Below are 16,889 nucleotides of genomic sequence, written 5' to 3'. Positions count from 1 at the left end.
GACGGGTTGCGGGTGAAGGCGACGCCGGTGGCCGACGTCTCGCCCATGTTGCCGAACACCATCGACTGCACGTTGACCGCCGTGCCCCAGCTCTCCGGGATGTCGTGCATGCGGCGATAGAACTTCGCACGGTCGTTCATCCAGCTCGCGAAGACCGCACCGATGGCGCCCCAGAGCTGCGCCTGCGGATCCTGCGGGAACGGCTGGCCGAGCTCGCTCTGCACCGCCTTCTTGTAGTCGGCGACGACCGCTTCCCAGTCCTCGGCCGACAGCGCCGTGTCCACATGCGCGTCGAGCCGGTCCTTATGCTCGTCGAGGATTTCCTCGAACATGTGGTGGTCGAGGCCCAGCACCACGTTCGAGTACATCTGGATGAAGCGGCGGTAGCTGTCGAAGGCGAAGCGCCGGTCGCCGGCCAGCTTGGCCAGGCCCTCGGCGGTCTCGTCGTTCAGGCCGAGGTTCAGGACGGTGTCCATCATCCCGGGCATAGAGGCCCGGGCGCCCGAGCGCACCGAGACCAGCAGCGGGTTGGCGGCGTCGCCGAACCGCTTGCCGGTCAGTTCCTCGACCTTCGCCAGGCCCGAGGCGACCTGTTCCTTCAGGTCGGCGGGGTACTGCCGATCGTTCTGGTAGTAGTGGGTGCAGGCCTCGGTCGTGATGGTGAAGCCCGGCGGCACCGGCAGGCCCAGCGACGACATCTCGGCCAGGTTGGCCCCCTTGCCGCCAAGCAGGTTCTTCATGGAGGCGTCGCCGTCGGCGCCCCCGCCGCCGAAGGCATAGACCCAGCGCGTCTTCACCATCGTGTCGGCCACCATTGCAAACCTCCGTCCGTCCCGGCGATGGGCGCCGGGATCACCCCGTAACCTGTGAGAAGTCCGCGACCCGCCCCATGGCGTCGCGAACCTTCACCAGAAGCCGCAAGCGGTTATCCCGTTCCGCCGCGACCTCAGAGTTCACAAGAACCTTGTCGAAGAACGCATCGACGGGCTCGCGGAGCCGCGACAGCTCGCGCATGGCGGCCTCGAAGTCCTCGCGCTCCAGCGCCTTGCCGACCTCGATCTCCACGTGGCCGATGCGGGCCACGAGCCCGGATTCCTCCGCCGGCGCGCCGGCCATGTCGACGGGCTCGCCGCTCGGAAGCGGACCCTTCTTCTCCTCGGCCTTGAGGATGTTCACCGCCCGCTTGTAGCCGGCCAACAGGTTCTTGCCGTCGTCGCTGCCGAGGAACCCCGCCAGGGCCTCCACGCGGCTGACGATCCGCACCAGGTCGTCGTCGCCCAGCGCGAAGACCGCCGCCACCAGGTCGTGCCGCTGGCCCTGCTCGCGCAGAAGCACGGTCAGCCGGTCGGCGAAGAAGGCGATCAGCTCCTCCGAGCAGAACCGCCGCAGCGGCAGGCGCGTGCGGGTCTGCAGCAGGATGCGGATCACCCCCAGCGCGGCGCGCCGCAGGGCGTAGGGGTCGCGGCTTCCAGTGGGCTTCTCGCCGATGGCGAAGAAGCTGACGAGCGTGTCCAGCTTGTCGGCCAGCGCCACCGTGGCGGCCACCGACTGAACCGGCACGGCGTCGCTCGGGCCCTGCGGCTTGTAGTGCTGGCGGATGGCGTCGGCGATCTCGGGGTCGAGGCGCTCCTTGTCGGCATAGTAGCCGCCCATCACGCCCTGCAGCTCGGGGAATTCGCCGACCATGCCTGAACCGAGGTCAGCCTTGGCCAGCCGCGCGGCCTCGATCGCCTTGGCCTTCGTGCCGTCGTCGTCGCGGACGTAGGGCGCGAGCTCGCCGGCGAGCGCCGCGATCCGCTCCACCCGCTCGTACAGGGTGCCGAGCTTGGCGTGGAAGGTGACGCCCTTCAGCTTCTCCAGCCGGTCGGCGAGTTTCGTCTTCTGGTCCTCGGTCCAGAAGAACCGGGCGTCCGACAGGCGGGCCGACAGCACCTTGGCGTTGCCGAGCGCGATGGTCTCGCCGCCGTCCTTGGCCTGGATGTTGGCCACGGTGATGAAGTGCGGCACGAGGAAGCCGGTGTTCGGGTCGCGCACGGCGAAATAGCGCTGGTGCACCCGCATGGAGGTGCGGATCACCTCCGGCGGAAGCTCCAGGAACACGGGATCCATGTCGCCCATGACCGGGACCGGCCATTCGGCCAGGCCGGCCACCTCGTCCAGCAGGCCCTCGTCCTCCACCAGCTCGAAGTTGCGGGCGAAGCAGAGCGTGCGGGCCGCGTCCATGATCCGCTCCTTCCGCTCCTCGGCGTCGAGGACCACGAAGTTGCGGGCGAGCCCGTCCTGGTACTCGTCGAAGTCGCGGGCGCGGAACGGCTGCTTGGAGCCCATGAACCGGTGACCCTCGGTGAGGTCCCCCGAGAGGATGCCTTCGATGTTCAGCGGCACGACCTCACGGTCGAAGACGCAGAGGATGCGCTTCAGCGGGCGGACCCAGCGCAGCTTGCTGGTCCCGCTGATCATGGATTTCGGCCAGGGGAAGGCGCGGACGACCTGCTCCACCATCTCCGCCACGATCTCGGCCGTCTGGCGGCCCGGCCGGTGCAGGTGAGCGAAGAAGACGCCGTCCTTCTCGACCAATTGATCGCGGGTCAGGCCGTTCTTTCGCAGGAAGCCGTCCAGCGCCTGCTCGGGCGCGCTGGTCCGCGGGCCCTTCACCTCTTCGTGCCGATCGGCCTGGGCGGCGGGCAGCCCCTCGGCCACCAGCGTCAGCCGGCGGGGGCCGGCGAAGGTCTTCAGCGCCTCCGGCAGCAGCCCTTCGGCCGCCAGCCGCTCGCGCGCCATGCGCTCGAGGTCGCGCGCGGCGTTCGCCTGCATGCGCGCGGGAATCTCTTCGGAGAACAGTTCGAGAAGCAGTTGGGGCATGACTCAGCCGTTCCCGCCCTGGCTCTCGACCCAGGCCTCGGCGCACATCTTGGTCAGGTCGCGGATGCGGCCGATGTAGCTCTGGCGCTCGGCGACGGCGATCGCGCCCCGGGCGTCCATGATGTTGAACAGGTGGCTGGCCTTCAGCACGTGGTCGTAGGCCGGCAGCGCCAGCGGCTGGCCCTGGCGGCCGCGCTGGGCGAGGATCTTCGGCACCTCGCGCTCCATGTCCTCGAACTGGCGCTTGCAGGTGTCCACGTCCGCCGCTTCCAGCTCGAAGGCGGAGAACTGCTGCTCGTTGGCCAGGTAGATGTCGCCGTACTTGAATTGGTCATTGAAATCCAAGTCGTAGACGTTGTCCTTGTCCTGCAGGTAGAGGCTCAGGCGCTCCAGGCCGATGGTCAGCTCGCCCGCAACGGGGAACACGTCCAGACCGCCCACCTGCTGGAAGTAGGTGTACTGGGTGATTTCCATCCCGTCGCACCAGACCTCCCAGCCGAGCCCCCATGCGCCCACGGTGGGGTTCTCCCAGTCGTCCTCGACGAAGCGGATGTCGTGCAGCAGGGGATCGATGCCGATCGCCTCCAGGCAGCCGAGATAGAGCTCCTGCAGGTTCTCCGGGTTCGGTTTCAGGATCACCTGGTATTGGTGGTGCTGGTGCAGCCGGTTGGGGTTCTCGCCATAGCGGCCGTCCGCCGGCCGACGGGACGGCTGCACATAGGCCACCTTCCACGGCTTGGGGCCAAGCGTGCGCAGGACAGTCATCGGCGAGAGCGTCCCCGCCCCCACCTCGACGTCGTAGGGCTGCAGGATCACGCAGCCCTGCTGGCTCCAATACTCGTGCAGTTTCAGGATCAGACCCTGAAACGAAAGCGGCTTCTCTGGCATCGAAAAAAGGGCCGTTCGCAGGCGCAAAAAAAGTCGGCGGACCATAGGGCCCGCCGACCTTCGCTTCAAGCTTGCTGGCAGCCGTGCTGTCAGTTGCCCCGCGCGGCCGTCCGCTTGCCGGCGCGCGACATCGGCTGACCGTACTTGGCGCGGTTCTCGGCAGTGTCCGGCACCGGCCCGTTGGTCACGAGCGTGGTGGTCACGCTGGCGCCGGTGGCGTAGCTGCCGGCGGCCGGCGCCGTGGAGGCGGTCGAGCTCGTCGTGCTGGTGTCCGCGCCGACGGTGGCCGACGTGGTGGTGTCGGTGGTGGAGCCGGTGACCGAGCCCGTGGTCGAGCCCGGCATGGCGTCCGTGGTCGACCCCGTGGTGGAGCCGGACACCGACCCCGTGGTGTCGCCGGTGGTCGGCTGGCCGGACGTGGCCGCCGAGGCGCCCGCGTCGGTGGTCGAGCTGGTGGAGCCGGTCGACTGGGCGTGGGCCGCCCCGCCGATCAGCGCACAGGCCGCCGCAGCGGTGAGCAGATGGTTCAGCTTCATGTCTTCACTCCTCGTGTGACGATCCCTGAAAGCCCCGCCCCGTGGTGAAGGTTCCTATTGTTTCGTCGAAGGGTTCGACGTCGTGGCGCTGGCGGCGGTCTCCGCGCCCGTGGCCGCGCCGGCAGCGGCCTGGCCGCCCTGCCCCGGCACGAGCACCCGGTCGACCACGTGCAGGATGCCGTTCGTGGCCCGCACGTCCGCCTGGACGATCGTCGCGCCGTCGGCCTTCAGCACGCCCTCCTGGCTGCCGTCGAGCAGCACCTGGTCCTGGGCCACCGTCGGCACGGGGCCGCGGGCGCCGGCGATCTTCGACGAGTCCACCGTGGCGTTGATGATGTGGTGGGTCAGCAGCTTCTGCAGGGCCGGCTTGTCGGCCATCAGCCGGTCGAGCTCACCGGCCGGGAGGGCCGCGAAGGCCGCGTCGGTGGGCGCGAACACGGTCAGGCCCGGGTTGCGCTTGAGGACGGCCGTCAGGTTCGTGGCGTCCGCCGCCTTCAGGAAGGTGTTGAACTGGCCCGACGCCCGGGCCGTCTCGACGATGTCGCCGGCCGGGGCCACTCGCGCTCCGGCGACCGCGCCGGCGGGAGGCGCCGCGCCCTGGGCGGCGGCGACCGGCGCGGCGCCCTGCTGAACCGCCCGGGCGGCGCCCTGCGGCTGGGTCGCCGCCGGCTTGTCGGCCGTGGCCTTGCCGGTGACCGCCTGGGCCTGGGCCTCGGTCTTGGCGGTGGCGGCCGTCTGGGCGGCGGCCGGGAGGGCCAGCCCGGCGGTCAGCGCGGCGACGGCGGCGGTCAGCAGGCGGGACATGGGCGGTGAGCTCCTCGATCTTCGCGTTCAGCCGGACGGGCGCGTCCGCCGGCCCCAGACGTCGCGGCGTCTTACGCACGGCGAAGCCGTCGGTTTCCGGCTTCACGCGCTCGTGAACTCTTCTGCTGCCCGAGCGCCGCAAGCGCGCGTCAGCCGCGGTTTGCGCCTATTTCTTGGGCGCCCGGCGCCGGCGCCGCTCAGGTTTTGCGCGGCGGCTGCCTTATTGAGCAGCGGCGGCGCCCTGGCGGCGCGCCCCCTGCCCGGCCTTGTCTAGCGTCCGACGACCGCCGCGCTTGGGGATGGGGACGTCCGCGGCGGTCTTTTTGAGAAACGCCAGACGGGGCGGGCCCAGCCCAAGGGCCACGCGGGAGCGAGCGGATGAAACTCATCATGGCGATCGTCAAACCCTTCAAGCTGGACGACGTGCGCGAAGCGCTGGTCGCCGCCGGCGTCGAAGGGCTGACGGTCTCGGAAGTCAAAGGCTACGGCCGTCAGAAGGGGCAAACCGAGATCTACCGGGGCGCGGAGTACCAGGTGAACTTCCTGCCCAAGGTGAAGCTCGAGGCGGTGGTCGACGACGCCGCCGCGCCCAAGGCCGTGGAGGCCATCAAGGCCGCCGCCGCCACCGGCAAGATCGGCGACGGCAAGATCTTCGTGCTCGACGTCGCCGAGGCCGTCCGGATCCGGACCGGCGAGACCGGCGCGGCCGCGATCTGAGCGCACAGGGGGACAAAGGGGATCCATGATCATGAAGTTCGTTCCAACCAAGGCGCTCGCGGGGATCGCCCTCGCCGCCGCCATGATCGGAGGCCCGCTCAGCGCGACGGCCTTCGCCCAGGAGGCGCCCGCGCCGGCCGCCGCCGAGGCCGCGCCGGGCGGCGTCGCCGCGGCCGCGCCGGCTGAAGCCGCGCCTGCGGAGGCCGCCGCGCCCGCCGAGGCGCCGGCGCCTACGCCCGACAAGGGCGACACCACCTGGATGCTGATCTCCACCGTCCTGGTGCTGCTGATGATCGTGCCGGGCCTGGCGCTGTTCTACGGCGGCCTGGTGCGGCAGAAGAACATGCTGTCCATGCTGATGCAGGTCTCGACCGTGACGGTCGTGGGCATGATCGCCTGGGTGCTGTGGGGCTACAGCCTCGCCTTCACCGACGGCGGCGGCCTCGACAAGTTCGTCGGCGGCTTCGGGCGGCTGTTCCTCAAGGACGTGACGCCGGCCTCCAACGTAGCCACCTTCTCCACCGGCGTGGTGATCCCGGAACTGGCGTTCATCGCCTTCCAGATGACCTTCGCCTGCATCACCGCGGCCCTGGTGCTGGGCGGCGTGGCCGAGCGGATGAAGTTCGCCGCGGTCCTGGTGTTCGCGGTCCTGTGGCCGATCCTCTCCTACTACCCGCTGGCCCACATGGTCTGGTGGTGGGCGGGTCCCGACGCGGTCGCGGCCGCGCCGACCGATCCGATCCAGTCCGGCCTGATCTGGGGCTTCGGGGCCATCGACTTCGCGGGCGGCACCGTGGTGCACATCAACGCCGGGGTGGCCGCCCTGGTCGGCGCTCTCATCCTGGGGGCCCGCAAGGGCTACCGGGCCGAGCCCATGCCCCCGCACTCGCTGACGCTGACTCTGGTCGGCGCCGGCCTGCTGTGGGTCGGCTGGTTCGGCTTCAACGCCGGGTCCAACCTGGAAGCCAACGGCTACGCCGCGCTCGCCATGGTCAACACCTTCATCGCCACCGCCGCGGCGGGCTTCTCCTGGACCATCACCGAGTGGGTCACCCGCAAGAAGGCCTCGATGCTCGGCATGGCGTCGGGCCTGGTGGCCGGCCTCGTGGCCGTCACCCCGGCCGCCGGCTTCGCCGGTCCGGTGGGCGCCCTGGTGCTCGGCCTGATCGTGTCGCCGATCTGCGTGATCTTCTGCTCGGCGGTGAAGAACGCGCTGAAGTACGACGACAGCCTGGACGCCTTCGGCATCCACGCCATCGGCGGCATCGTCGGCGCCATCGCCACCGGCATCCTGGTGGATCCGAGCCTCGGCGGCGCCGGCATCGTGGACTACACCACCTGCGCGGCCGACGGCGACATCTCCACCTGCGACGCCGCGGCCTACGTGATGGCCACCCAGGTCTTCGCCCAGATCAAGGGCGTGCTGGTCTCCATCGCCTGGTCCGCCGTCGCCAGCGCCATCGTCTTCTTCATCATCAAGTTCACGATCGGCCTGCGGGTCAGCGAGGACACCGAAGAGGAAGGCCTGGACATCGTCGAGCACGGCGAGCGCGCCTACCACAGCTGACGGGGAGAGCCGTCGGTTGCCGGGAGCGGGGGTCCTTCGGGGCCCCCGTTTTCGTTTGCCTACCAGGGTCCTCCGATGCGGACCCGTTTCACCCACCAGTGGGGGGCGATGGCCTCGATGCGCTCGGCCAGCCCCTCGGCCTCGATGTCGGAAGCGCAGAGGGCGAAACAGGTGCCGCCCGAGCCGGAAACCCGCGCCAGCAGGCTCTCCGGCTCGCCGGCCAGGGTGTCCAACACCGCCCTCACCTGGGGCTCCACGGCGATGGCCGCGGCTTCCAGGTCGTTGCGCTGCGCAGCCAGCCAGGCGGCCAGTTCCACCACCGTCTCGAAGACGGCAGGCGCCGCCGGCGGGTCGACCGCGCCGAACCGTCCGAGATCGTCGAAGCGCCGGTAGACCGCCGGCGTCGACACGGCGACCCGCGGGTTCACCAGCACCGCGTCCGCCGCCGGGAAGGCGGGGGCCGGCGACAGCCGCTCGCCGCGGCCCTCCGCCAGCACCGGCCGCCCCCACAGGCAGGCCGCTCCGTCGGCGCCCAGCGCCCCGGCGATCGCCTCCAGCCGGTCGTCATCGATCGGCAGGCCCGCGGCCTCACGGATCAGTCGAAGCGCCGCGCCGGCGTCGCTTGAGCCACCGCCCAGGCCCGACGCCACCGGCAATTGCTTCTCCAGCGCCAGGCCGAACGGCGCCACCGGCCGCCGCGCCTCCGCCAGCAGGGCGTTGGCGGCCCGGGCCACCAGGTTCTCCCCGCCACCCTCGAGGGCGGCGGCGAAGGGGCCGGTGACCTTCAGCTCCAGGGCGTCGGCGGCGTGCAGGGTCAGCCGGTCGCCGAAGTCGGCGAACGCCATCAGGCTGCACAGCGGGTGGTACCCGTCCGCTCCGGGCCCGCCCACGTGCAGGAACAGGTTGACCTTGGCCGGAGCCAGCGCGCTCAGCGCCATCGCCTAGTGCTCGGCGACCTGCCGTTTGGGCCCCAGCCCCGAGGCCAGCTTGGCCTCGGCGTCGGCCTTGATCCTGGGCTCGGGATCGAGCGTCAGCACGCGCCGCCACTGGAACACCGCCTCGTCCTTGCGCCCGACCATCCAGTAGGCGTCGCCGAGGTGGTTGTTGATCTCCGGGTCGCCAGCCTCGAGCTCGACCGCCTGCTCCAGCTTCTCCACGGCCTTCTTGTAGTCGCCCATCCGGTAGTGGGCCCAGCCGAGCGAATCGATCATCGCGCCCGAGCGCGGGTTGGACGCCACGGCCTTTTCGACCATGGCCAGGGCCTCGGGCAGCCGTTCGCCGCGGTCGATCCAGGTGTAGCCCAGGTAGTTCAGCAGCTCCGGCTCGTCGGGGCGCACCTTCAGCGCCGCCAGGAGGTCGGTCTCGGCCTCCTTCCACCGCCCCAGCCGCTCGAGGGACACGCCGCGGGCGAAGTAGAGCCGCCAGTCCGGCGTCTTGGCCTCGCCGATCAGGCCGCTCAGCACCTCGGCCGCCTCGGCGTACTGCTCGTTGGCGCGCAGCAGGTCGGCCAGCGTCATCCGCGCGTCGGCGTCGCCCGATGCGGCGGCCGCACGGGCGAGCTTCAGCGCCGTCTCGGTGTCCTTGGCGCTCTGGTAGGTCCAGGCGAGCTTGGCCTGGGCGGCGGCGAACTCGGGCGAGTTGGCCTTCGGCTTCGAATAGGCCTGGCGCGCGGCCTCGCTGTCGCCGGCCGCCTGCATGATGTCGCCGACCATGACCCAGGCCTCGTCGCGCTGCGGGTCGAGCCGCAGGGCGAGCCGCAGGTAGGCGAGCGCGAGCTGGTTCTGCTTGGCCTGCAGCATGGTGGCGGCCGGCGCGAGCATCGCCTGGGCGGCGCCTTCCCGGATCGTCGGCTGCGGCGGCGGAGCCTTGCCGGCCGCGGCTCGCGCCTTGGCGGACTTCACCGCGATGCTGGAGGGCTCCTGCGCAAGGAGGGTGTCGTAGAGCGCGACCGCGTCGGCGCGGCGGCCGCGCCGCTCGAGAAATTCGCCATAGGCCAGCACCGCCATCTCGCTGCCGGCCGCCTGTCCCACCGCCTTGAAGTCGGTCTCCGCCTCGTCGTAGCGCTTGGCGCGCTCGAAAAGGTGCGCCCGGCCGAGCTGGCCGAAATAGTCGACCACCCGGTCGCCGCGCACCTGCGGCCTCACCAGCGAGGCTTCCACGTCGCCCGCCTGGGCCGCGGCCCAGGGCGCCAGCAGGGCCGCCACGCCGCGGTGGGGGAAGCCGATCCGGTCGCCGCCCAGCAGCTCGCGGGCCGGCTTGCCGCGGCCGTCGGCGATGGCCTCCACCGCCTCAGCCAGCCGGGCCATACGGTTGGTCGCCTCCGAGACCTCCGGCCCCTGCGGGGCCATCTGCACGGCGCGGTCGATGTCGCCGGCCAGCAGCGCGGCGGTGAACGCCCGCTCGCTCACCTCGGTGGCGGTCACGGCCTGGGCGTTGGCCTGTTCGAAGAACCGCGCCGCCTCGCCGCTGCGCCCGTCGTTCAGCGCCGCCTGGCCGGCCAGGAACATCCCGTAGGGCGACTGGCCGAAAGTTTCGCGGGCGGCGGGCCGCGGCCCGCCCTCCCCCGTCGCCGCGCAGGCGGAGAGCAGGACGAGCGGGGCGGCGGCGGCGATCAGCAGATGGCGCATCGGCGGAACTTCGGGCCTAAACGCGACCGCTGCAAGGCCGCCCGGCCTCACATGTTCGGATAGTTCGGCCCGTCGCCGCCCTGGGGCGTCGTCCAGTCGATGTTCTGCGACGGATCCTTGATGTCGCAGGTCTTGCAGTGGACGCAGTTCTGGAAGTTGATCTGGAACTTCGGATTGTTGCCCTGCTCGTCGTAGAGCACCTCGTACACGCCGGCCGGGCAGTACAGGCGCGCCGGCTCGCCGTACTTCGGCAGGTTCACCGAGATCGGCACCGACGGGTCACGCAGGCGGAGGTGGGCCGGCTGGTTCTCGTCGTGGTTGGTGTTCGACAGGAACACGCTCGACAGCTTGTCGAACGACAGCACGCCGTCAGGCTTCGGGTAGACGATCGGCTTGTAATCCTTGGCGAGCCCGGTCGATTCGGCGTCGCCCTTCCCGTGCTGCAGCGTGCCGAAGAAGGAGAAGCCGCCCAGCGTGCTCGTCGTCCACATGTCGAACATCGAGATCGCCCCGCCGATCGCAGTGCCGAACTTCGAGAGCATCGGCTTGGCGTTGCGGACGACGTGCAGTTCCTTCTTCACCCAGGAGGCGTCGAAGGCCTGCTTGTATTCCACGAGCTCGTCGCGGGCGCGCCCGGCCTGGATGGCGTGGAACGCCGCCTCGGCGGCCATCATGCCGCTCTTCATGGCGTTGTGGCTGCCCTTGATGCGGGGCACGTTCACAAAGCCCGCGCTGTCGCCCAGCAGCACGCCGCCGGGGAAGTAGAGCTTCGGGATCGACTGCAGCCCGCCCTCTGCGATGGCGCGCGCGCCATAGGCGATCCGCTTCCCGCCCTGCAGGTGCTTGGCCACGTCCGGGTGGTGCTTGAACCGCTGGAACTCGTCGAACGGCGACAGCCAGGGGTTCTTGTAGTTCAGGTGCACCACGTAGCCGATGGACACGTAGTTGTCCCCGAAGTGGTACATCCAGCTCCCGCCGCCGGTCTTGTCGTCCAGCGGCCAGCCGGTGGTGTGCTGCACCAGGCCCGGCTGGAACACCTCGTCCGGCACCTGCCACAGCTCCTTGATCCCGATGCCGTACTTCTCGGGGTTGCTGTCCTTGCACAGGCCGAACTTGTGCTTGAGCACCTTGGCGATCGAGCCGCGGACGCCCTCGCCGATGAACACGTACTTGCCGTGCAGCTCGACGCCCGGCTGGTAGTCGGGCCCTGGGCCGTCCTTGGTCATGCCGAACACGCCGGCCACCACGCCCTTTACCGCGCCGTTCTCGTCGAACACCGCCTCGGAGGCGGCCATGCCCGGGTAGATCTCGACGCCCACCGCCTCGGCCTGCTGCGCCAGCCAGCGGCAGACGTTGCCCAGCGAGGCGATGTAGTTGCCGTGGTTGCCCATGAAGCCCGGCATGGCGAACATCGGCAGCTCCAGGCTGCCCTGCGGTCCGAGCATCAGGAACCGGTCCTTGGTGACGGCGGTCTCCAGCGGAGCGCCCATCTCCTTCCAGTTCGGGAACAGTTCGGACAGGCCCTTCGGGTCGATCACCGCGCCGGAGAGGATGTGCGCGCCGACCTCTGAGCCCTTCTCGAGCACGGCCACCGAGATCTCGCTCCCGGCCTGCTCGGCGAGCTGCTTCAGGCGGATCGCAGCGGCGAGGCCGGAGGGGCCGGCGCCGACGATCACGACGTCGTATTCCATGGCCTCGCGTTCGACGGCTTCGCTCATCTTGTTCCGGCTCCCCTCGTGCGAGCTTGCTCCCGCACGGCATTGATACGTCGCGGGTCTTATCGGGACGTCACGCAGGGGCGGTCAAGCCGGAAGAGGCGCGGAAGTGATCAGCCGGTCGCCATGTGGCGAAGGCGACGCAGGCCCGGCGCGCGCGGGGGCGCGGAATCTGCGATGATCGCCGCATGGCCGACGACCCGAAACCCGAAGAGACCCCGATCCAGCGCGCCCTGCGGCTGAAGAACGAGGCCATCGCCGCCCGGCCGAAACCGCCGCGCGGCGGACGCTTCCAGCGCGAGCAGGCGGCCGCCGCCCGCTCGTCGTCGAAATCCAAGCCCTGGATGACGCGCTAGGGCCTCAGGCTACGAACAGCCAGTCGCCGGTCAGGGACGACGCCTGGACACCGGCCAGCACCACCCGGCCGCCGCCGTCCATCACCACCACCGCGTCGGTGCCCTGCTGCTCCAGCCGCCAGGTCGTGCCGGGGTCGAGCTGCAGGCGGTCGCCGTCGGCCCGGGAGAAGTCGGTGATCCTGTCGAGGCCGGCGTCGCCGAAGCTGTGGAAGACGTCCGCGCCCGAGCCGCCGGTGATGGTGTCGTCGCCGCGGTCGCCGGACAGCCAGTCGTTGCCGGACTGGCCGAGCACCTGGTCGTTCCCCTGGCCGCCGCGGACCAGGTCGTCGCCCGCGCCGCCGTCGTTCCAGTCGTCGCCCAGGTTGCCGTAGACGATGTCGTCGCCCTCGTCGCCGAACAGCCGGTCGTTGTCCTTGCCGCCCACCACCCAGTCGCCGCCGGGGCCGCCGGCCAGGGTGTCGTCGCCGGTGTTGCCGTGCATGTCGTCGAAGTCGTCGCCGCCCGACATCAGGTCGCGGCCGTCGCCGCCGCGCAGGTAGTCGAGCCCCGCGCCGCCGGCCACGCTGTCGTCGCCCGCGCCGCCGATCAGGGTGTCCGCCCAGGGATTGCCGTTGAGCTGCTGGCCGGGCCCGCCCGATCCGCCGCCGCCCGCGCCGTGCCAGCCCGCGAACAGCTTGAAGTACTCGGCCCCGATCATCCGGAAGCCTTCCGGCGCGTAGTGCAGGCTGTCACCCTGCATGGGGTAGCCGGCCGTGTCGAAGCTTTCGGCGTTGGGGTCCTGCTGGTCCACGTACTGCTGGCCGCGGCGGACGGCGTCGGCAAAGGGCGGCGTGGTCCCGATCTGGAAGAACCCGATCTTGCCGTTCGCGTCGCCCAGCCATTCGGCGCGGATCGCCTGGAACAGCGCCTGGAGGTTCTGGCCGTAGGCGCCGGCCCAGCCGGCCTGGTTGGCGTCCTCCTCGCCCTGGCCCCAGAACACCGCGTCGGGACGGCGCCCTGCCGCCGCGGAGGCCTCGTTGACGACACCGGTCACCCGGTCGAACAGCTCCTGGTCGCTGCCCGGCGACCAGTCGTAGGCCCACTGCGCGGGATCGATCCGCAGCCCCGTGCCGCCCTCGGCCTGCTTGACGATCCGCAGCTCCTCGCCGGGGAACGCCTGCCGGAACGCGAGCGCGAACTGGACCTCGGGCCCCCAGGTGTTGGGGAAGCCCGGATAGCCGGTGTTCACCCCCGGCTGCATCTGCACCCAGGCCTTCTGGCCCGTGTCCCAGATCAGTGTCAGCGGATCGGCGGCGTAGGGCGGCGGCGGGGCCGGATAGGACTGGTACCCGCCGGTGTTCGACTGCCCGGCGAAGACGACAAAGGCCATGCGCGCTCCCCCGGCGTACGGCCGGCTGTGTTCCCGTAGCCGCAAGACTCTCAAGCTGGGCTTCGGGTTCCACGCGACGGCGACCCGGCCGCATAATGTCCATGGGGTTGACGCAGCCCGCCGCCACGGCCACGTCCGGGGATCAGCCCAGCCAGGAGACCCGATGCCGCACGACGACAGCCTCATCCTCACGCTCGTGTCGGGCTTCGTGCTCGCCTTCGCCCTCGGGATGCTGGCCTTGCGGCTCAAGCTCTCGCCGCTCGTCGGCTACCTGCTCGCCGGTGTCGTGGTGGGCCCCTTCACCCCGGGCTGGGTCGCCGACACCGGCCTCGCCGCCCAGCTCGCCGAGATCGGGGTGATCCTGCTGATGTTCGGGGTCGGCCTGCACTTTTCACTCCCCGACCTGATGAAGGTCCGCAAGATCGCCCTGCCCGGCGCGCTCGTGCAGATCGCCGTCGCCACGGCCCTCGGCTGGGCCGTCGGCCGCCTCATGGGCATGGGCGACGCCGAGGCAGCCCTCATGGGCTTCGCGCTGTCCGTCGCTTCCACCGTCGTGCTCCTGCGCGCGCTCGAGGAGCGGAAGGCGGTGAAGACCGAGACCGGCGCCATCGCTGTGGGATGGCTGATCGTCGAGGACCTCGTGATGGTGGTCGCCCTGGTGCTGGTGCCGCTGCTGGCGGCGGCGGGCGCGGCCCCTGACCTCGGCCAGATCGGCCTGAAGATCGGCGGCACCCTGCTCAGCGTCGCCATCTTCGTCGCCTTCATGCTGGTGGTCGGCGGGCGCGTCCTGCCCTGGCTCCTGGTCCGGATCGCCCACACACGGTCGCGGGAGCTGTTCACCCTGGGCGTGCTCGCCATCGCCCTTGGCATCGCCTACCTGGCCTACGCCGTCTTCGGCGCCTCGTTCGCGCTCGGCGCCTTCATCGCGGGCGTGGTGCTGAACGGCACGCCGCTCGGCCACAACGCCGCCGAGCGCTCCCTGCCGCTGCGCGATGCGTTCGCCGTGCTGTTCTTCGTCTCGGTGGGCATGCTGTTCGACCCGCGGGTGCTGGTGGAGCAGCCCGGCCCGGTGGCCGCCGTCCTGGCGATCATCATCGTCGGCAAGTCGGTGGCGGCCCTCGCCATCACCACGGTCTTCAAGCTCGAGCGGCACGGGAGCCTGATCGTCGCCGCCAGCCTCGCCCAGATCGGCGAGTTCTCGTTCATCCTGGCCGGCGTCGGCCTGAAGCTCCAGATCCTCAGCCGGGAGACCCACGACCTGATTCTCGCCGCCGCCCTGCTGTCGATCGTGCTGAACCCCTTCGTCTTCAAGCTCGCCGACCGCGTCTCCCGCAAGGTCGCCCCCGCCCCGGCAAGCTGACCGAATAAGGAACGGCCCCCAGCCATGCGTCAGCGCTTCTGATCGACGTCGGCCGCACACGACACGCGCGCCGACCTCGTCCGTGTGGTCCGCGTGTTCCGTGGTCCCCTCTCGTGGTCGCGCCATCTCCGCGGCGCCGGCGCCCCTAGCCAAACGGCGGCGCAGGCCGCATGAACGTCTCCATGCCCATGGCGGCCGAACCCTCCAGCCTGCAGATCGCCGAAAGCCTGCTCGCCTTCTGGGCGGACTCGGGCGTGGACGCGGTGCTGCTCGACGAACCGATCGACCGCATCGAGGCCGGCAAGTTCGTGCCGCCGCCACCGCCGCCCGGGCGGGCGGGCCAGCCCTCCGCCACCGTCTCCCCGATCCGCCCCGCCCTGCCTGGCCAACCCGATGTCGCCGGCGCGGTCGCCGAGGCCCAGGCCTTGGCCGCGCAGGCCGACAGCCTCGAGCGCCTCGCCGAGCTGATCGCGGCCTTCGAGGGCTGCCCGCTGCGCCATGAGGGCGCCGCCACCCGCGCGGTGTTCGCCCGCGGCCGCCCGGACGCCCCGCTGATGGTGATCGGCGAAGGCCCCGGGGCGGACGAGGCCCGCCAGGGCGCGCCGTTCGTGGGCCGCGCGGGCCAGCTCCTCGACAAGATGCTTGCCGCCGCCGGCTTGGCCGACCGGGTGTTCATCACCAACACCGTCTTCTGGCGGCCGCCCGGCAACCGCACCCCCTCGCCGGCAGAACAGATGATCTGCGCCCCGTTCGTCGAGCGCGCCATCGCCCTGGTAAAGCCCTCCATGCTCCTGCTGGTGGGCGGCGCCTCGGCCAAGTCCATGCTGAAACGCGAGGAGGGCATCCTGTCGCTGCGCGGCCGCTGGTTCGAATGGCGCTCGGCCGACGGCGCCCTGGAGCTGCCAGCCATGCCGACCCTCCACCCGGCCTTCCTGCTGCGCCAGCCTGCCGCCAAGAAGCGCGCCTGGACCGACCTCCTCACTCTCGCCGAGCGCCTCGACCGCCCCCACCGGCCGGATTAGCGGGTCCGGACGGCCCTGCCGCCGAAAGCCTCAAGCTTTACCGTAGCTTGCCCTGCGGCGGTGCGCCGCGCCCTGCTCACGCGTCCGTGACCGGGCGGGCTTCTTGATCATGCTCAAGGCGGTCCGTAACACTACGAATCTGTTCGAGAAAAAGGGTGACCGCGTAACCTCCCGTTAGAGGGGCCCGCGGCAGTAAGGAGCGCATGACGCTTTTCCAGCGCCTGTGCGTCGGGGCCTCGGCCTTCGTTTGCGCCGCCTCCATCGCGACGGCTTCGGCCGCGGCCAGCTTCCAGCCGCTGAGCCCGGACGACGCGCGCGCCTATGCGCTCGCCTTCGAGGCCGCCGACCGCGGCGACTTCATCGACGCCCAGATGAAGACGCTGGAGATCAAGGACCAGTCGCTGCTCGGCTACCTGTCGTTCCGGCAGCTCATGCACCCCTCGGCGCACAAGGCGAACTACGACGAGCTGACCGGCTGGCTGGCCCGCTTCCGCGACCTGCCGCTGGCTGAGCGGATTTTCTCGCTGGCGGCCAAGCGCAAGCCCGCCGACGCCATCGAGCCGCCGCGGCCTGAGCTGACGGCCGAGGACATGGCCCGCCTGCCGCCCGCCGACCGTGGCTTCCTGGCCCGCTACGCCTTCTACACCGGCGACGTGAAGCGCGCCGCGGAGCTCGCGCCTGCCGCCGGCGAGCGCTGGGTCGCCGGCCTCGCCGCCTGGCGGATGAAGTCCTACGGCGACGCACTCGCCTGGTTCGGCGACGTGGCCCAGGATCCGAGCCAGGACGCCTGGACCCGCTCCGCCGGCGCCTTCTGGGCCTCGCGCTCGGCCTCCATGGCGGGCGACGCCGCCTCGGCCGCCCGCTTCCTGCGGCTCGCCGCCCAGAACGGCGAGACCTTCTATGGCATGATCGCCAGCCGGCAGCTTCAGCACCAGCCGGCCCTCGCCGCCCCGGCCGAGACCGGCCAGTTCATGCGCGCCTCCTGGCGCGGGGCCGTGGAACGCGCCTGCTTGGCGCGACGGCCGCAGAGCTATTTCATCCGCATGGCCAAGGCGATCGACGGCAA

Annotated in this window: 14 protein-coding genes and 1 pseudogene; 6 read left to right on the top strand and 9 right to left on the bottom strand. The window is 70.9% G+C overall.

What is annotated here, in order from left to right; all coding sequences use genetic code 11:
• From ACE3Q8_RS22575 to ACE3Q8_RS22555, 5 genes are all read right to left on the bottom strand, one after another.
• Positions 1–815, bottom strand: an 815-nt coding sequence (locus tag ACE3Q8_RS22575; RefSeq protein ID WP_374473098.1) for a PEP/pyruvate-binding domain-containing protein, incomplete at its 3' end; no start/stop codon positions are given.
• Positions 816–852: 37 nt separating this feature from the next.
• The gene (gene glyS / locus ACE3Q8_RS22570; protein WP_374473097.1) at positions 853–2,862 is read right to left on the bottom strand and encodes a glycine--tRNA ligase subunit beta; all 2,010 of its coding nucleotides are present in this window, start codon (positions 2,860–2,862) and stop codon (positions 853–855) included.
• A 3-nt stretch (positions 2,863–2,865) separates the two neighbouring features.
• The gene (locus tag ACE3Q8_RS22565; protein ID WP_374473095.1) at positions 2,866–3,750 is read right to left on the bottom strand and encodes a glycine--tRNA ligase subunit alpha; all 885 of its coding nucleotides are present in this window, start codon (positions 3,748–3,750) and stop codon (positions 2,866–2,868) included.
• Between the two features lie 89 nt (positions 3,751–3,839).
• Complete coding sequence (locus ACE3Q8_RS22560; RefSeq protein WP_374473093.1) at positions 3,840–4,286, bottom strand: hypothetical protein; 447 nt, start codon at positions 4,284–4,286, stop codon at positions 3,840–3,842.
• A gap of 54 nt (positions 4,287–4,340) precedes the next feature.
• A complete protein-coding gene (locus tag ACE3Q8_RS22555; protein ID WP_374473091.1) occupies positions 4,341–5,090 on the bottom strand; it encodes a fasciclin domain-containing protein in 750 nt (249 codons plus the stop codon).
• A gap of 378 nt (positions 5,091–5,468) precedes the next feature.
• Here ACE3Q8_RS22555 and ACE3Q8_RS22550 point away from each other — a divergent pair, with 378 nt between their 5' ends.
• Together ACE3Q8_RS22550 and ACE3Q8_RS22545 are read left to right on the top strand one after the other, a co-directional pair.
• On the top strand, positions 5,469–5,807 hold the full coding sequence (locus ACE3Q8_RS22550) for a P-II family nitrogen regulator (protein WP_374473090.1): 339 nt from the start codon (positions 5,469–5,471) through the stop codon (positions 5,805–5,807).
• A 31-nt stretch (positions 5,808–5,838) separates the two neighbouring features.
• A complete protein-coding gene (locus ACE3Q8_RS22545) occupies positions 5,839–7,374 on the top strand; it encodes an ammonium transporter (RefSeq protein ID WP_374473089.1) in 1,536 nt (511 codons plus the stop codon).
• 59 nt (positions 7,375–7,433) lie between these two features.
• Here the strand turns inward: ACE3Q8_RS22545 and ACE3Q8_RS22540 are convergent, their stop codons facing one another.
• From ACE3Q8_RS22540 to ACE3Q8_RS22530, 3 genes are read right to left on the bottom strand one after another with little or no spacing between them, the layout of a single operon-like run.
• Positions 7,434–8,312, bottom strand: coding sequence for a 4-(cytidine 5'-diphospho)-2-C-methyl-D-erythritol kinase (locus ACE3Q8_RS22540; protein WP_374473087.1), 879 nt, complete (start codon positions 8,310–8,312; stop codon positions 7,434–7,436).
• A gap of 3 nt (positions 8,313–8,315) precedes the next feature.
• The gene (locus ACE3Q8_RS22535; RefSeq protein ID WP_374473085.1) at positions 8,316–10,001 is read right to left on the bottom strand and encodes a tetratricopeptide repeat protein; all 1,686 of its coding nucleotides are present in this window, start codon (positions 9,999–10,001) and stop codon (positions 8,316–8,318) included.
• A 47-nt stretch (positions 10,002–10,048) separates the two neighbouring features.
• On the bottom strand, positions 10,049–11,719 hold the full coding sequence (locus ACE3Q8_RS22530) for an electron transfer flavoprotein-ubiquinone oxidoreductase (RefSeq protein WP_374473083.1): 1,671 nt from the start codon (positions 11,717–11,719) through the stop codon (positions 10,049–10,051).
• 185 nt (positions 11,720–11,904) lie between these two features.
• Between ACE3Q8_RS22530 and ACE3Q8_RS22525 the strand changes: the two genes are divergently transcribed.
• Positions 11,905–12,072, top strand: coding sequence for a hypothetical protein (locus tag ACE3Q8_RS22525; protein WP_374473081.1), 168 nt, complete (start codon positions 11,905–11,907; stop codon positions 12,070–12,072).
• Positions 12,073–12,076: 4 nt separating this feature from the next.
• On the opposite strand, the gene ACE3Q8_RS22520 is transcribed toward ACE3Q8_RS22525, so the two are convergent.
• Positions 12,077–13,441, bottom strand: coding sequence for a sialate O-acetylesterase (locus ACE3Q8_RS22520; RefSeq protein WP_374473079.1), 1,365 nt, complete (start codon positions 13,439–13,441; stop codon positions 12,077–12,079).
• A gap of 163 nt (positions 13,442–13,604) precedes the next feature.
• On the opposite strand from ACE3Q8_RS22520, the gene ACE3Q8_RS22515 reads away from it, so the two are divergent.
• From ACE3Q8_RS22515 to ACE3Q8_RS22505, 3 genes and pseudogenes are all read left to right on the top strand, one after another.
• Positions 13,605–14,801 carry a cation:proton antiporter gene (locus ACE3Q8_RS22515; RefSeq protein ID WP_374473077.1) on the top strand — a complete coding sequence of 399 codons (1,197 nt, stop codon included), beginning with the start codon at positions 13,605–13,607 and terminating at the stop codon, positions 14,799–14,801.
• Positions 14,802–14,971: 170 nt separating this feature from the next.
• Positions 14,972–15,823 (top strand): uracil-DNA glycosylase, encoded by an 852-nt coding sequence (locus ACE3Q8_RS22510; RefSeq protein ID WP_374473075.1) that lies wholly within the window; start codon positions 14,972–14,974, stop codon positions 15,821–15,823.
• Positions 15,824–16,026: 203 nt separating this feature from the next.
• Positions 16,027–16,889, top strand: a pseudogene (locus ACE3Q8_RS22505) (lytic transglycosylase domain-containing protein); the annotation flags it as partial.

It is taken from the genome of Phenylobacterium sp. (genome assembly GCF_041913825.1).
Classification (GTDB): Bacteria; Pseudomonadota; Alphaproteobacteria; order Caulobacterales; family Caulobacteraceae; genus Phenylobacterium.
The sequence above is the reverse complement of the archived record's forward strand: the minus strand, read 5'-3'. Positions and strand labels throughout refer to the sequence as shown.

Bases quoted from the DNA above. Each gene is read 5' to 3' on its own strand.
- glyS (WP_374473097.1), bottom strand. From the start codon at position 2,862: ATGCCCCAACTGCTTCTCGAACTGTTCTCCGAAGAGATTCCCGCGCGC.
- ACE3Q8_RS22565 (WP_374473095.1), bottom strand. From the start codon at position 3,750: ATGCCAGAGAAGCCGCTTTCGTTTCAGGGTCTGATCCTGAAACTGCAC.
- ACE3Q8_RS22560 (WP_374473093.1), bottom strand. From the start codon at position 4,286: ATGAAGCTGAACCATCTGCTCACCGCTGCGGCGGCCTGTGCGCTGATC.
- ACE3Q8_RS22555 (WP_374473091.1), bottom strand. From the start codon at position 5,090: ATGTCCCGCCTGCTGACCGCCGCCGTCGCCGCGCTGACCGCCGGGCTG.
- ACE3Q8_RS22550 (WP_374473090.1), top strand. From the start codon at position 5,469: ATGAAACTCATCATGGCGATCGTCAAACCCTTCAAGCTGGACGACGTG.
- ACE3Q8_RS22545 (WP_374473089.1), top strand. From the start codon at position 5,839: ATGAAGTTCGTTCCAACCAAGGCGCTCGCGGGGATCGCCCTCGCCGCC.
- ACE3Q8_RS22540 (WP_374473087.1), bottom strand. From the start codon at position 8,312: ATGGCGCTGAGCGCGCTGGCTCCGGCCAAGGTCAACCTGTTCCTGCAC.
- ACE3Q8_RS22535 (WP_374473085.1), bottom strand. From the start codon at position 10,001: ATGCGCCATCTGCTGATCGCCGCCGCCGCCCCGCTCGTCCTGCTCTCC.
- ACE3Q8_RS22530 (WP_374473083.1), bottom strand. From the start codon at position 11,719: ATGAGCGAAGCCGTCGAACGCGAGGCCATGGAATACGACGTCGTGATC.
- ACE3Q8_RS22525 (WP_374473081.1), top strand. From the start codon at position 11,905: ATGGCCGACGACCCGAAACCCGAAGAGACCCCGATCCAGCGCGCCCTG.
- ACE3Q8_RS22520 (WP_374473079.1), bottom strand. From the start codon at position 13,441: ATGGCCTTTGTCGTCTTCGCCGGGCAGTCGAACACCGGCGGGTACCAG.
- ACE3Q8_RS22515 (WP_374473077.1), top strand. From the start codon at position 13,605: ATGCCGCACGACGACAGCCTCATCCTCACGCTCGTGTCGGGCTTCGTG.
- ACE3Q8_RS22510 (WP_374473075.1), top strand. From the start codon at position 14,972: ATGAACGTCTCCATGCCCATGGCGGCCGAACCCTCCAGCCTGCAGATC.